This is a genomic window from Umezawaea sp. (assembly GCF_036375055.1).
Taxonomy (GTDB): Bacteria; Actinomycetota; Actinomycetes; order Mycobacteriales; family Pseudonocardiaceae; genus Umezawaea.
On the sequence record NZ_DASUSQ010000119.1, the window covers coordinates 1 to 12,854 of the forward strand.

General features: G+C 70.7%; 14 protein-coding genes and 1 pseudogene. 6 read left to right on the forward strand and 9 right to left on the reverse strand.

Annotated elements, in window-relative coordinates:
- Positions 1-239, forward strand: a 239-nt coding sequence (locus VFZ92_RS29955; RefSeq protein ID WP_330879425.1) for a hypothetical protein, incomplete at its 5' end; no start/stop codon positions are given.
- An 18-nt stretch (positions 240-257) separates the two neighbouring features.
- Here VFZ92_RS29955 and VFZ92_RS29960 read toward each other — a convergent pair.
- The 3 genes and pseudogenes from VFZ92_RS29960 to VFZ92_RS29970 form a co-directional block, all read right to left on the reverse strand.
- A complete protein-coding gene (locus VFZ92_RS29960) occupies positions 258-1,022 on the reverse strand; it encodes a pirin family protein (protein ID WP_330879426.1) in 765 nt (254 codons plus the stop codon).
- Between the two features lie 47 nt (positions 1,023-1,069).
- Positions 1,070-1,984 (reverse strand): SRPBCC family protein, encoded by a 915-nt coding sequence (locus tag VFZ92_RS29965; RefSeq protein WP_330879427.1) that lies wholly within the window; start codon positions 1,982-1,984, stop codon positions 1,070-1,072.
- Between the two features lie 224 nt (positions 1,985-2,208).
- A pseudogene (locus VFZ92_RS29970) lies at positions 2,209-2,514 on the reverse strand (ArsR/SmtB family transcription factor); the annotation flags it as partial.
- Between the two features lie 100 nt (positions 2,515-2,614).
- On the opposite strand from VFZ92_RS29970, the gene VFZ92_RS29975 reads away from it, so the two are divergent.
- Positions 2,615-2,986 carry a hypothetical protein gene (locus VFZ92_RS29975; RefSeq protein ID WP_330879428.1) on the forward strand — a complete coding sequence of 124 codons (372 nt, stop codon included), beginning with the start codon at positions 2,615-2,617 and terminating at the stop codon, positions 2,984-2,986.
- Between the two features lie 130 nt (positions 2,987-3,116).
- On the opposite strand, the gene VFZ92_RS29980 is transcribed toward VFZ92_RS29975, so the two are convergent.
- The 4 genes from VFZ92_RS29980 to VFZ92_RS29995 all read right to left on the reverse strand — a co-directional run bounded on the left by VFZ92_RS29980 (position 3,117) and on the right by VFZ92_RS29995 (position 8,396).
- Positions 3,117-4,157 carry a family 2 encapsulin nanocompartment cargo protein polyprenyl transferase gene (locus VFZ92_RS29980; protein WP_330879429.1) on the reverse strand — a complete coding sequence of 347 codons (1,041 nt, stop codon included), beginning with the start codon at positions 4,155-4,157 and terminating at the stop codon, positions 3,117-3,119.
- Positions 4,158-4,179: 22 nt separating this feature from the next.
- The gene (locus tag VFZ92_RS29985; protein WP_330879430.1) at positions 4,180-5,577 is read right to left on the reverse strand and encodes a family 2B encapsulin nanocompartment shell protein; all 1,398 of its coding nucleotides are present in this window, start codon (positions 5,575-5,577) and stop codon (positions 4,180-4,182) included.
- 49 nt (positions 5,578-5,626) lie between these two features.
- Positions 5,627-7,045: a family 2B encapsulin nanocompartment shell protein gene (locus tag VFZ92_RS29990; protein ID WP_330879431.1), complete on the reverse strand. Its 1,419-nt coding sequence runs from the start codon at positions 7,043-7,045 to the stop codon at positions 5,627-5,629.
- A 379-nt stretch (positions 7,046-7,424) separates the two neighbouring features.
- A complete protein-coding gene (locus VFZ92_RS29995) occupies positions 7,425-8,396 on the reverse strand; it encodes an iron-siderophore ABC transporter substrate-binding protein (RefSeq protein ID WP_330879437.1) in 972 nt (323 codons plus the stop codon).
- A 174-nt stretch (positions 8,397-8,570) separates the two neighbouring features.
- Between VFZ92_RS29995 and VFZ92_RS30000 the strand changes: the two genes are divergently transcribed.
- Positions 8,571-9,074 (forward strand): general stress protein, encoded by a 504-nt coding sequence (locus VFZ92_RS30000; protein ID WP_330879432.1) that lies wholly within the window; start codon positions 8,571-8,573, stop codon positions 9,072-9,074.
- 21 nt (positions 9,075-9,095) lie between these two features.
- Positions 9,096-9,950 carry an NAD(+)/NADH kinase gene (locus VFZ92_RS30005; protein ID WP_330879433.1) on the forward strand — a complete coding sequence of 285 codons (855 nt, stop codon included), beginning with the start codon at positions 9,096-9,098 and terminating at the stop codon, positions 9,948-9,950.
- Here VFZ92_RS30005 and VFZ92_RS30010 read toward each other — a convergent pair.
- Positions 9,947-10,630 (reverse strand): ScbR family autoregulator-binding transcription factor, encoded by a 684-nt coding sequence (locus VFZ92_RS30010; protein ID WP_330879434.1) that lies wholly within the window; start codon positions 10,628-10,630, stop codon positions 9,947-9,949. The genes VFZ92_RS30005 and VFZ92_RS30010 overlap by 4 nt on opposite strands.
- Positions 10,627-11,052 (reverse strand): nuclear transport factor 2 family protein, encoded by a 426-nt coding sequence (locus VFZ92_RS30015; RefSeq protein ID WP_330879435.1) that lies wholly within the window; start codon positions 11,050-11,052, stop codon positions 10,627-10,629. The genes VFZ92_RS30010 and VFZ92_RS30015 overlap by 4 nt, the downstream gene beginning before the upstream one ends.
- Positions 11,053-11,661: 609 nt before the next feature.
- On the opposite strand from VFZ92_RS30015, the gene VFZ92_RS30020 reads away from it, so the two are divergent.
- Both VFZ92_RS30020 and VFZ92_RS30025 read left to right on the forward strand, forming a co-directional pair.
- Entirely contained in the window at positions 11,662-11,958 is a 297-nt protein-coding gene (locus VFZ92_RS30020) for a helix-turn-helix transcriptional regulator (protein ID WP_414720060.1), read from the forward strand.
- A 162-nt stretch (positions 11,959-12,120) separates the two neighbouring features.
- Complete coding sequence (locus VFZ92_RS30025) at positions 12,121-12,744, forward strand: lamin tail domain-containing protein (protein ID WP_330879436.1); 624 nt, start codon at positions 12,121-12,123, stop codon at positions 12,742-12,744.
- Positions 12,745-12,854 lie beyond the last annotated feature (110 nt).

Below are 12,854 nucleotides of genomic sequence, written 5' to 3' on the forward strand. Positions count from 1 at the left end.
CCAAGCGGGACGGTTACACGATCGAGATCATGCTCAACGAGGTGATCACCGAGGGCCGCATGCCTACGACGGCCCGGGTCATGCGAGGCGTGACCCACCGCACCAAGCGCGACAAGTTCGGCCTGGTCGAAGGCTGGAAGCGCACCTGGCAGATGTTCGCCGAGCTGTGGGCCCTATGGGGCGTGTGCCGCAAGCGCACCTACTGGTTCTACCTGCGGGACCTCACCATCGAGCGCTGAAGTCGGTCACGAGCGACCTCAGGCGGCGGCGTGCATCTCCCAGATCAGCACCTCGGCGTCGTCGACGGCGGAGAGCCTCTGACCACCGGCGCCGGTGAGGCGCACGGCGTCGCCCTCGTTCAGCCGGCCGGCGCCCTCGAGGTCGGCGCGGCCTCGGGCGACGAAGAGGTGCACGTACGGGGCGTCGGGCACCACGATGGTCTCGGCCGGGCCCAACCGCGCCGCGTGCAGCGCGGCGTAACGGTTGGCGATGCGGATCGCCGCGGTCTGGGCGTGGGCGTCCATCCCCGAGGCGACGACCGCCAGCTTCCCGCGCAGCTCGGAGTCGGGCAGCTCCTCTTGCTGGTATCCGGGCCGGATGCCGCGCTCGTCGGGCACGACCCACATCTGGACCAGGCGGACCGGCTCGTCGTGTGACGGCCCGCCCTGGACGCGCCAGGAGTCGTTCTTCTCGGAGTGCAGGATCCCGGTCCCGGCGCTCATCCGTTGGGCCAGGCCCGGGGAGATGACGCCGCGGTTGCCCTCGGAGTCCTGGTGGACCAACGAGCCCTGCAGCACCCACGTGACGATCTCCATGTCGCGGTGGGGGTGGGTCTCGAAGCCGGCGCCGGCGGTCACGATGTCGTCGTTGTTGACCAGCAGCAGGCCGTGGTGGGTGTTGGCCGGGTCGTAGTTCCGGCCGAACGAGAACGAGTGCTTCGAGTCCAGCCACGAGATCCTGGTCGCGTCGCGCTCGGCGGACCGCCGCACGTCCACCTTCGGCTGCGAGGTGCTCCTGGTCATGTCGGCGAGCCTCCTGGGTTGATGTGTCACCTACGTAGATGCCCAACCTAGTTGATGCTGCAACTATTCCCGCGCAGGGTTCGCCGGGCGTAGTGCTCGCGCAGCTCCTCGGTCCGCTCCGCAGGCCACGGGCACCGGACCTCGCCGAACGAGGCCGCGAAGAACAGCTCCAGGTGGACGTGCCAGGCGGCCAGCGCGGTGGCCGCGTCCGCCCCGGCGGGCAGGTCGTGCGTCACCTCGACCCGCGTCCCCTGCTCCGGGTCGTGCACGACCTCCCACCGCACCGGCCCGTAGGCCAGCACGTGCGGCGGCGACACCGCGGTCAGCGGCTCGACCGGCACGTACGCGTTCGTCGCCCGCGCGGGCGGCTCCCCGCCCACCACGGGCGAGGAGTCCTCCACCAGCAGCGCCCACACCTCGCCCGCGGGCTTCCACACCAGGTCGCGGACGAACCGGATCCGGTTGCCCTCCACCGATCCCTCGTCCAGCCCGAACTCCCGGATGCGCGCCTCCATCGGCTCCAGCCACGCGGTGGGCGCCTCGAACTCCCGCCCGTCCAGCAGGGCGTCCAACGCGTCCAGGCACACGTCCCACCCGACGGCGTTCCGCCCGGCGGAACTCCGGTGGCCGCCGATCACCTGGCTGAACCGGATCAGGCACCCGGAGCCGCTGGGCGACAGCTCGAAGCGCAGGACGTCACCGCTCCAGCTGAACGCGAACACCCTGGGCGGGTCGACCTCGATCACCTCGCCCGAGCTGGTGCCGTCCACCGGCGCCTGGTCGGGGAACGTGAACGTCACGGTCGCGCCGGGGGAGAGGTCCAGCTCGACCTCCGCCGGGAACCACGCGGCGAGGTGACCGGGTTCGGTGATCGCCCGCCAGACCTTGGCGGGCGGGTGCGCCACCGTCCGCTCGAACCTCAGCACGGGCCTTCCGCCGAGGGTCTCCAGCTTCGCGGTCATCCCTGGTTCCCTTCGTGCGGGGCGGTGCGGGGTCGGCTCGGGGCCGGTGGACTTGAGCCGTGCGGTGTCGGGTCCGGCGGGGTCGGGTGGTGCGGGGTCCGGTCGCGTGGGGTCGAGGTGGGTGGGATCGCGTGGTGCGAGGCCGCGTGGTGCGGGTTCGGGTCTGGCGGGGTCGGGTCGGGCGGGGTGGCGTGGTGCGGGGTCGGGCCGGGCGGGGTCGGGTCGTCGGGCATCGCGTCCAGGTGGCGTTCGAGGGCGTCGAGGCTGTTCTCCCACATCCGCCGGTACGGCGCGAGCCACGCGTCGACCTCGGCCAGAGGCGCGGGTCGGATGCGGTACCAGCGCCGCTGCGCCTCCTGGCGCACGTCGACCAAACCCGCTTCCCGCAACACCTTCAGGTGCTTGGAGACCGTCGGCTGGGTGAGCGTGAGCCGGTCGACCAGGTCGCCCACGGGGCGCTCGCCCGCGCGCAGCAGGTCGAGGATCTCCCGGCGGCTGGGATCGGCCAGCACCGCGAACGTAGATGCCATATCGGCAATATAACCAGGGCGGTATGTTCAAGCAAGGTGAAGCGTCCCGTGCCACTCTGGGGTGCCGGGCGAGTCGACGCATCGGAGGTCTGTCGTGGTCGTGGTCCGATTAGTTCTGGTCGCCGTGCCCGTGTTCCTGGTGGCGGGTTGCGGGGCGTCGCCCTCGCAGGGGCCGTCGAGCGGGACCGTCAGCACCACGCAGGTCATGACGCGGACGTCCGCGGCCGAGCCGAGCAAGCCCGCGGTGAAGACGTGCACGGTGCCGAACGTGGTCGGGATGGTGCACCAGGCGGCTCAGGACACGATGCAGGCGAGCGGGCTGTACGTGCTGCTGGAGCGCGACGCCAGTGGGCAGGGCAGGCTGCTGATCAACGACCGGAATTGGATCACGACCGGGCAGACGCCCAGCGCCGGGGAAGTCGTGGATTGCGGTGTCGAAGTCACCCTGTCGGCGAAGAAGGCCGACGAATAGGTGACCATGGCCGATCAAGGGGCACATCGAGGGGTCCCCGAGTCACATCGGCCGCACCCGCTGCAAGCCGAGGCTGCCGAGAGGAACACCGTGCCCCGCGTTCCACGAACGCGGGGCACGGACGCCACCCTCAGAAGTCCCGGTGCGACGCCAGTTCAGCCACGGCGTCCAACTCCGCGGCCGCGCGAGCCGACGGCTCGGCCGCCGTCAGGTGCTCCCGAGCCCGATCCAGCAGGTCATCGGCCCGAGCCCGGCTCCACGCCCTCCCCCCGGCCAGGTCCACCAGGTCGGCGGCCCGCCGAAGGTCGTCCCCGGACAGCGGCACGTCCGAGTGGTACAGCGCGTCCAGCTCCCGCCCGGCCTCCGTCCCGGAGTTCAACGCCGCCACCACCGGCAGCGACTTCTTCCTGTTCCGCAGGTCGGAGAACACCGGCTTCCCGGTCACCTCCGGGTCGCCCCAGATCCCCAGCAGGTCGTCGGCGAACTGGAACGCGAGCCCCAGCGCCTCGCCGAACCCCCGCAGGTGGGCCACCTGATCGGGGTTCCCGCCGCCGAACAGCGCGCCGATCTCGCAGGCGCACCCGAGCAGCGCGCCGGTCTTCCCCTCGGCCATCCGCACGCACTCCAGCAGGTCCACGTCCCCGCGCTCCTCGAACGCGAGGTCCGAGGCCTGCCCGTCCAGCAGGTTCTGCACGGCGACGCTGATCATCCGCATGCCCTGCTGGGCGGACGGGTGCCCGCTGGACGCCAGTTCGTCCAGCGCGAGCATCAGCATCGAGTCGCCCGCGAGGATCGCCGAGTTGATCCCGAACACGCTCCACGCCGTGGGCCGGTGCCGCCGCGTCGTGTCGTGGTCCATCACGTCGTCGTGCAGCAGCGAGAAGTTGTGCACGAGTTCCACCGCCACCGCCGCGCTCATCGCGGTGGTGACGACCCCGCCCACGGCTTCCGCCGCGAGCAGGGTCAGGGCGGGGCGGATGGCCTTCCCGCCGTTGGCGCCGGTGGCCTGACCGTGCTCGTCGCGCCAGCCGAAGTGGTAGCCGGCGATGATCCCCATCGACTCGGGCAGCCTCTCGACCGCCGCCTTCAGGGCGGGCTCCACGCCGAACCGGCTCCACGACAGCACCTCGTGCGCCGAGCGGATCGCCCGCTTGTCCTCGACTTCGGTCATTGCCAGTCCTCCATCAGCGCTGTCAGCGGTCGATCTCGACGTGTTCGAGCACGCCCAGCGCGTCGGGAACGAGGACGGCCGCCGAGTAGTACGTGCTGACGAGGTAGGACATGACGGCCTTCTCGTCGATCCCGGTGAACCGCACCGACAGGCCCGGCTCGTACTCGTCGGGCAGACCGGTCTGGTGCAGGCCGATGACGCCGTTCTCCTGCTCGCCCACGCGCATCGCGAGGATCGAGCTGGTGCCGTGCGAGCTGATCGGGATCTTGTTCGAGGGCAGGATCGGCACCCCGCGCCACGTGTTGACCTTGGTGCCCTGGTAGTCCACCGGGGTCGGGTACAGGCCGCGCTGGTTGAGCTGGCGGCCGAACGCGGCGATCGTGCGCGGGTGCGCCAGGAAGAACGCGGTCTTGCGGCGCCTGCTGATCAGGTTGTCCATGTCGTCCGGCGTGACCGGGCCGGTGCGGGTGTGCAGCCGCTGCTTGAGGTCCGCGTTGTGCAGCAGCCCGAAGTCCGGGTTGTTCAGCAGCTCGTGCTCCTGCCGTTCCCGCAGCGCCTCCACCGTCAGCCGGAGCTGCTGCTGGAGCTGGTCCATCGGCTTGTTGTAGAGGTCCGCGACGCGGGTGTGGACCCGCAGCACGGTCTGGGCCACGCTCAGCTCGTACTCGCGCGGCGACAGCTCGTAGTCCACGAACGTGCCGGGCAGCTCCACCTCGCCCTCGTGGCCGGAGGACAGCTCGATGGACGCCTCACCGGCCCGGTTGCTCGGCTTGCCGGACCGCGCGACGAACGCCTCGATGTGCGCGCGCAGCGCGTCGGCCTGGCCGTTGAGCGCCCGCACCTCCCGCCACGGCAGGACGAGCACGATCACCGGCGTGACCGCCCTGACCGTGAACGGCCACTCGTCGACCGTGCCGGTGAGCACCTCGTCGCCGAAGTGGTCGCCGTCGGCGAGCACGCCGAGCGAGGTCTCCTCGCCGTACTGGCCGACACCGGTGGCGCTGACCTTGCCGTGCGCGATCAGCACGACCTCGTCGGCCGCGCGCCCGGCCTGGACGACCACCTCGCCCGCGGCGAACTCGCGCTGCTGGAACCGCTCGGCCAGCGCGGCGAGCACGCCGTCGTCGGCGAACTCGCGCAGCACCGGCAGCTCGCGCAGCTCCTGCGGCACCACCTTCACGGCGGTCCCGGTGCTGGTGAAGCTCACCCGCCCGTCGCCGACGGCGTAGGTGAGCCTGCGGTTCACCCGGTACGCGCCACCGCCCGCCTCGACCCACGGGAGCGCGCGCAGCAGCCACCGGGGGGTGATGCCCTGCATCTGCGGGACCGACTTGGTGGTCGACGCGAGGTTGCGCGCGGCCCTCGTGCTCAGGCTCGAAGGCGCCACGACCTCGTCGAGACCCGGATCTGTCACCGTCACGTGTGTTCCCATCTCCTGTCTTGCCTACGCCGGACGGACTCGACCGCTCTCAGCCCTCGCGCCCGATCTCGACGTTCTCCAGCACGCCGAGCGCGTCCGGGACCAGCACGGCCGCCGAGTAGTAGGCGCTGACCAGGTAGGAGATGACCGCCTTCTCGTCGATGCCCATGAACCGCACGGACAGGCCCGGCTGGTACTCGTCGGGCAGGCCGGTCTGGTGCAGGCCGACGACGCCCTGGTTCTGCTCGCCCGCGCGCATCAGCAGGATCGAGCTGGTGCGGGTGGCGCTGACGCCGATCTTGTTGCACGGCAGGATCGGGACGCCTCGCCACGAGGGGACCTGGTGGCCGCCGAGGTCGGTCGACGCCGGGTAGATGCCGACCCTGCTGCACTCGCGGCCGAACGCGGCGATGGCCCTCGGGTGGGCGAGGAAGTAGCTGGGCTCCTTCCACACCGTGGACAGCAGCTCGTCCATGTCGTCCGGGGTGGGCGGGCCGGAGCGGGTGTGGATGCGCTGGCTCAGGTCGGCGTTGTGCAGCAGGCCGAACTCGCGGTTGTTGATCAGCTCGTGCTCCTGGCGCTCGCGCAGCGCCTCGATGGTCAGGCGGAGCTGCTGCTCGACCTGGTCCATCGGCTGGTTGTAGAGGTCCGCGACGCGGCTGTGCACGCGCAGGACGGTCTGGGCGACGCTCAGCTCGTACTCGCGCGGGGACAGCTCGTAGTCGACGAACGTCGCGGGCAGCTCCACCTCGCCCTCGTGGCCCGAGGACATCTCGATGGCCGCTTCGCCGCTCTCGTCCCGCTTGGCGTTCTCGCCGCGCGCACGGGCGTGCTGGATGTGCTCGCGCAGGCCGCCCGCCGCGCCGTTCATCTCCTCGAACGAGTGCCAGTCCAGGGTCAGCACGGTGACGGGGGTGACCGCCTTGACGGTGAAGCCCCACTCGCCCTGCGGACCGGCCAGCACGTCGCCGCCGAAGTGGTCGCCGTCGGCGAGGACGCCGAGGGCGGTCGTGTCGCCGAACTCGCCGACGCCGATCTTGTTGACCTTGCCGTGCGCGATGAGGAACACCGCGTCCGCGCGCTGCCCGGACTCGACGATGAGGTCGCCGGGGGCGTACTCGCGCTGCACGAACTTGAGCGACAGCGCGGCGAGCACCGCGTCGTCGTCGAACCCGCGCAGCAGCGGGAGCTCGCACAGCTCCTGCGGGATCACCCGGATCTCGGACCCGGTGTTGGTGAACGTCACGCGGCCGTCGCCGACCGCGTAGCTCAGCCGCCGGTTGACCCGGTAGGCACCGCCCGCGGCCTGCACCCACGGCAGGACCTTGAGCAGCCACCGCGAGGATATGCCCTGCATCTGCGGCACGGACTTGGTCGTCGTCGCCAGGTTCCTGGCCGCGGCCGTCGCCAAGCTCGATTGCGCACGAGTCGCGTCCACGTCCGACGAGGGGTTGTCCGTCACAGTCACCCGTCATACCGCCTATCCGCTTGCGCGCCGTTCGGGGCGCGTAGTGGGAATCAATTCACGAACAATGGGATTGTTCGTTGCGGTGAGGACGTTAACCAGGCTCGACGTGTAGGCGGAAGCGGCCAAAACGGCGTCCTTCCATGGTGTGACCAGCGCTGTTGTCAGGCACACACGGTGTACATGGTGGACGGATCACACTATATCGGGTGAACTTCCCGGGTCGGCGCGAACGATGCGCGCCGACCCGGAGTGGTTAACTCCAATGCCCTAATGATGATCACTCTAAAGTGGGACTCAAGTCCGTGAATTGACCTGAGATGTCAGTGAATTTCTCGACCGTGGGAGAGAAGTTCCCACGGTCGATAAGCGCGGAAAGGCCTTACTTCCGCAATGCTGCGGAGAAAAGCGGCACCGCGTTCTTGATGGCGTAGGAGGTGCCGAGGGTCGATCCGCTGGAGAACGCGTCCGACAGGGCCTTGTCCTCCAGGATCACCAGGTGCCCGGCCTTCGCCGACGGGATGCCGTTGAGCACCGGGTCGGCCTTCAGCACGCCCGCGTCGGTGCCGATCGGGAAGATCACCGTGAGGTCGGAGTCGAGCAGGCCGAGCTGCTCGGTGGAGATGTCCACGTAGAACGTGCCCCCGGCCAGCGCGTCGATGTCCTTCTTGGTGCCGAAGCCCAGTTCCCTCATGAAGTCCACCCGGCTGTCGCCCGGCACGTAGGCGCCGTACTTGCCGCCGAAGAAGGCGCCGACCACGGCGGTCTTCCCGGCGAACGCCGCGGCGTCCTTGAACTCCTTCTCGACGCCCGCGATCAGCTCCGCGCCCTTCTCGGGCTTGCCGAGCGCCTTGGCGACCAGCTCGGTCTGCTGCCGCCAGGTCGTGCCGTAGGGGATGACGTCCTTGGGCGCGGCGATGGTCGGCGCGATCTTGGCCAGCGTCTCGTGGGTCTTCTGGTCGAGGTTCGAGCGGGTGTTGAGGATCAGGTCGGGCTGGAGCGCCGCCACGGCCTCGAAGCTCAGCTCCTGGGTGCCGAGGATCGTCGGGGCCTTCTCGTAGAGGCCCTTCGCCCACGGTCCGACGCCCTCGCCGCCGAACGCGAGCCAGTCGCTCGCGCCGACCGGCTGCACGCCCAGCGCCAGCGCCGTCTCGGCGTCCGACCAGCCGAGCGCGACCACGCGGGTCGGCGCCTTCTCGACGGTGACCTGGCCGAACGCCGTGTCGACGGTCACCGGGAACGCGGTGCCCGCGGCCCCGGACGTCCCGCCCGTCTCCGGCGTCGAGGCGCTGCCGCAGGCGGCCAGCGAAGCGGTCAGGATGGCTGTCAGGAGCCCGATGGCGGCGCGCTTCATGTTCACCCGTTCGTTCTAGTGTTTAGGTAAACCTAAGCTAACACGGTGGCCGGGTCGGCTGAGAATCCCCTGTGAAGTCCCCGTGAGGGGCACGATTCGGCGCGGCGTGCGCGTTGAAGGGGATGTACTGGCACGAAACGCCCCAACGAGGGGTCGTTCACAGAGGTGAGTGAGATGACAGCGTTCATGCAGTCCCCGTCGACGGTGAACATCCCGACGCTGCCCGAGGGATGGCCGATCGCTTCCTACAGCACCTACCAGGAGGCCCAGCGCGCGGTCGACCACCTCGCCGACAGCGCGTTCCCCGTGCAGGGCATCACCATCGTCGGCGTCGAGCCGATGCTGGTCGAACGCGTCGCGGGGCGCCTGACCTGGAGTCGCGTGCTCGGCAGTGCCGCGGCCTCCGGCGCGTGGCTCGGCCTGTTCGTAGGTCTGCTCCTCAGCCTGTTCACGCCGAACGCGGGGTTCGCGCCGATCCTGATCGGCCTGGTCGCCGGTGTCGTGTTCGGGATGGTGACCTCCGCCGCCCGCTACGCCGCGACGAGGGGGCAGCGCGACTTCGTGTCGACCAGCCAGGTCGTGGCGCGCCGCTACGACGTGCTGAGCATCCCGGCCAACGCCCAGCGGGGCCGCGACATGCTCGCCACCCTCGCGATGAAGGCCCCGCAGGCGAGCTGACCCGCCCGTAGAGTCCGGGTCATGACGGAGATCGGTGCGGTGGGTCTCGTTCTGCACCCGCGCAGGGACTGCGCCCAGGTGATCGGCACCATGGTCGACTGGGCGCGGTCCCGCGACATCAAGCTGTTCGGCGTCGAGTCGGAGGTGGAGCGCGCCAGGGGCGCGGTCTCCGCCGTCGACCCGGACGAACTCGCCGAACGGGTCGACCTGCTGGTCAGCCTCGGCGGCGACGGCACGATGCTGCGGGCCATGCGGCTCGGCATCCCGGACCGGACGCCGGTGCTCGGGGTGAACCTCGGCAAGCTCGGGTTCCTGGCCGAGATCGACCCGCCCGAGCTGTCCGACGCCCTGTGCGCCATCGACGAGCACCGCTACACCACCGAACCCCGCTCGGGCCTGCGCGCGGTGACCGGCGACAAGAACTCCGTCGCCTTCAACGACATCGCGCTCATCCGGGTGCCGGGCAACGGCATGGCCGCCGTGCGCCTGCACGTCGAGGGCCACCCGTTCGTCAGCTACTCCGCCGACGCCGTGGTCGTGGCCACGCCGACCGGCTCCACCGCGTACAGCTTCTCCGCGGGCGGCCCGATCGTCTCCCCGCGCGCCGAGGGCCTGCTGATCACCCCCGTCGCCCCGCACTCCACGTTCAACCGCGCGGTGTTCCTGTCCGGCGGCGAGAAGCTGGCGCTGGAGGTCACCGGCGGCGAACTGGGCGTCGAGGCCGACGGGCTGCTCATCGGCCACGTCGGCGCGGGCACCGTGATCGACATCGAGGTGCTGCCCGCCGCGGCGAAGGTCGTCCGGCTGGGCCGGACGACCTTCTACCAGCGCGCCCAGCGCAAGTTCGGGCTGAGCGGCTTCACGGCCGCGGACTAGCGCGGTGACCGCACGGCCACGTCGGCCGACGTGCGCGGCGCGGGCGGACCCGGTGCGGGCGGGTGGTCGAACCGCAGCGCGTCCAGGACGTGCGGCACGACGAGCTGCGGGAGGGTGGCCCGCCAGAACCGGCCGAGCCGGACCCGCAGGTCCTGCCTGGCGCTGAAGGCCTGCGACAGGAGCTGCGCGCCCAGCAGCCCCGAGACGACCTGCTCGGCGACGTGCCGCAGGACCAGCCCGCCGCGCAGCTCGCCCGCCCGGTCGGCGCGGCGCAGGACGTCCCTGACCACCGCCACCCACCCCATGAGCTGCCCCGCCGCGGTGCGGTCGAACAGCGCGCCCTCGTGCAGCAGCCGGGTGCCGACGCGGGCCGTCAGGTCGTGGTCGACCCGGTCGGCGAAGGCGTAGGACAGGTCGACCAGAGCCTGCGCGGGCCGCGTGCGGCCCGCCAGCACCTGGTCCGCGAGGTCGCGCCACAGCAGCGACTGCCGCTCGACCAGCGCGACCGCCAGCGCCTCCTTCGACGGGAAGTGGCAGTACAGCGCGCCCTTCGTCACGTTCGCCCCGGCGCACACCGCCTGGAGCCTCGCCCCCGCGAAGCCGTGCCGGTCGAACACCTCGGCCGCGGCGCGCAGCAGCCGACCGCGGGTGTCCGCCGCCTGGACCGCGCCGTCGGTCACGGCGACCACGTCCGCACGGCCCCGAGCGCCATCGCCACGGCGAGGGTGTCGTGCAGCAGCCAGCAGCCGTCGACCTCGCCGTCGTGGACCGACAGCGACAGCGAGAAGTCCGCGTCGACCACGTCGGACGTGCTCGTGGGCCGCCACCGCATCCGGCCGAGCACCGCGGCGTCCTCGCCGTCCACCAGGAGCCGGTGCACCGAGATCCCCTCCAGGTCGAGCGCGGAGAACGCGGAGAGGAAGAACGACTCGACCTCGCGGCGGGTGCGGATCCCGCTGGTCCACCGGGCGCTGGTCACGTCCGGCGCGCGCCATTCCACCTCGGGCGCGAAGAGGCGGGCCACCCCCGCCGCGTCGGTCGCGCCGAACCGGGCGAGCACGAGGTGGACCAGCTCCGCCGTGCTCGGTGATCTGGAGGTCAACGCTGTCTCCCCGTGGAGTGCGGGTGGTAGTAGGGGCGAGAACGGCCCGCAGCGGCGGGACATCCGATCCTGGCACAGTCCGCGGACGCGGCGTCGTACGCGGACGGGGGTGGCTGCGTCGTCCGGCGAATGGTGGTAGTGGCCCGGACCGGGGCGCCGCGCGCCCGCCGTTCCCACAGTTCCGGCGCTGGGCGCGCGGGGGCGTAAGTCCAGGCCGGACGGTCGTCCCGCGTCGTCCGCGACCGCGCGCCATCGCCCCCGGAGACGCGTGCCGTTGCTGCTTCCGGTCCAGCGTCGAAACGAGTCGGTTCGGGCGTGTCGCATTCGACGTCCGCGCCGGATCCCGTGGAGAAAACGATTGGTGAAGAAGAACACGTTCGATGTTCACCCGATCGAACCCTGCGCCGTTCCGGTGATTCCGGCCGTATTTTTTCCCACCCCGACTCCAGTTCGGCGGTGGTGGCCGGGACCTAGGTCACATGCCGGGGGTATCACCGATATGCGCGGCGATCACGGGGTGTGCGGAGCCCTCGGGCGCGGCAGGGTTTCAGGCCGTCAGGCCGCGGCGCTCGAATGGGCGACCGCACTCCAGCGAGGAGGAGAACAGACGTGTCCGGAACGCGGAGCCGAGGCGACTGCGTCGTCCCACCGATCACCGACCTCCTGCCGATGTGCAGGCGGTCGCGCGGACTCACCCAGTGCGACCTGGCCGCGAGGCTGTCGGAGGCGTCCGGCAACGACAGCGTCAGCAGGGAGGAGGTGTCCCGGTGGGAGCGTGGCAAGCGCATCCCCGGCCCGTACTGGCGGTCGTGGCTGAGCCAGGCGCTGGACCTGCCGCGCGACGACGTCGAGAGGTGGGCCGCGCAGGTCCGCAGCTCGCGCAGGAAAAGCCGGAACAGCACGTGACCGCATCCGTGGTGGCGCATTCCCAGATTTCCCCCGAACATCCGAAAATGGCCCCTTATGAACCCCGACCCCGTTCCCCGAGACTGGTGGTGATGGAGGAGACGGAATAGCGAGAACCGAATCCCACATCATGTCATCCGGTCTTCTGGAAAGGAAACGACAATGCGTCGAACGCTGATTGCCGCCGCTGCCATGGGCATGCTCGTCCTCGCTGGTGGTGGCGTTGCCGGTGCCGCCGACGAACCGACCGACATCACGCCCGCGGCCTCCGCCTCGGTGGTGGTCAACGAGGTGTCGGTGCGCGGTCCGAACGGGATGCTCGACGAGTTCATCGAGATCCGGAACATCAGCAACAACGCGATCGAGCTGACCGACTACCAGATCAAGGTCTACGACCAGCGCAACGTGCTCGTCAACACGATCGTCGTCCCCGAGGGCATCGTGCTCCAGCCCAGGGGGAACCTCGGCCAGTTCCTCGTGCTGACGAGCCAGAACTTCTCCGGCACGATCGTGGACGAGACCTACGTCGTGCCGACCGTCGCCAGCGGTGAGGGCCTCCCGAACCAGGGCGGCGTGGCGATCTTCAACCCGAACGGCGCGAAGATCGACGGCGTCGCGTTCTCCAGCGCGGTCACCGCGGCGCGCGAGGGCGCCGCGGCACTGCCCGAGACGCTCGTGTCCGAGCCGCTGGGCGCGTCGAGCGGTCGCGACATCCTGAGCACCGACACCGACAACAACCGCACGGACTTCGCGCTGCACCAGCGCACACCGGGCGCGATCAACTGACCGCGAGCCGGTCGGCCGAGTAGCGCGGCTGGTCGGCCGACCTGAGCACGCACCGAGGTGACGGGGCTCGGACCGCCCGAGAGCGGTCCGAGCCCCGTCGTGCGCGGCGC

What these genes read in the sequence shown, in the direction of transcription:
- VFZ92_RS29960 (WP_330879426.1), bottom strand. Translation starts at nt 1,022, where the DNA reads ATGACCAGGAGCACCTCGCAGCCGAAGGTGGACGTGCGGCGGTCCGCC.
- VFZ92_RS29965 (WP_330879427.1), bottom strand. Translation starts at nt 1,984, where the DNA reads ATGACCGCGAAGCTGGAGACCCTCGGCGGAAGGCCCGTGCTGAGGTTC.
- VFZ92_RS29980 (WP_330879429.1), bottom strand. Translation starts at nt 4,157, where the DNA reads ATGACCGAAGTCGAGGACAAGCGGGCGATCCGCTCGGCGCACGAGGTG.
- VFZ92_RS29995 (WP_330879437.1), bottom strand. Translation starts at nt 8,396, where the DNA reads ATGAAGCGCGCCGCCATCGGGCTCCTGACAGCCATCCTGACCGCTTCG.
- VFZ92_RS30000 (WP_330879432.1), top strand. Translation starts at nt 8,571, where the DNA reads ATGACAGCGTTCATGCAGTCCCCGTCGACGGTGAACATCCCGACGCTG.
- VFZ92_RS30005 (WP_330879433.1), top strand. Translation starts at nt 9,096, where the DNA reads ATGACGGAGATCGGTGCGGTGGGTCTCGTTCTGCACCCGCGCAGGGAC.
- VFZ92_RS30025 (WP_330879436.1), top strand. Translation starts at nt 12,121, where the DNA reads ATGCGTCGAACGCTGATTGCCGCCGCTGCCATGGGCATGCTCGTCCTC.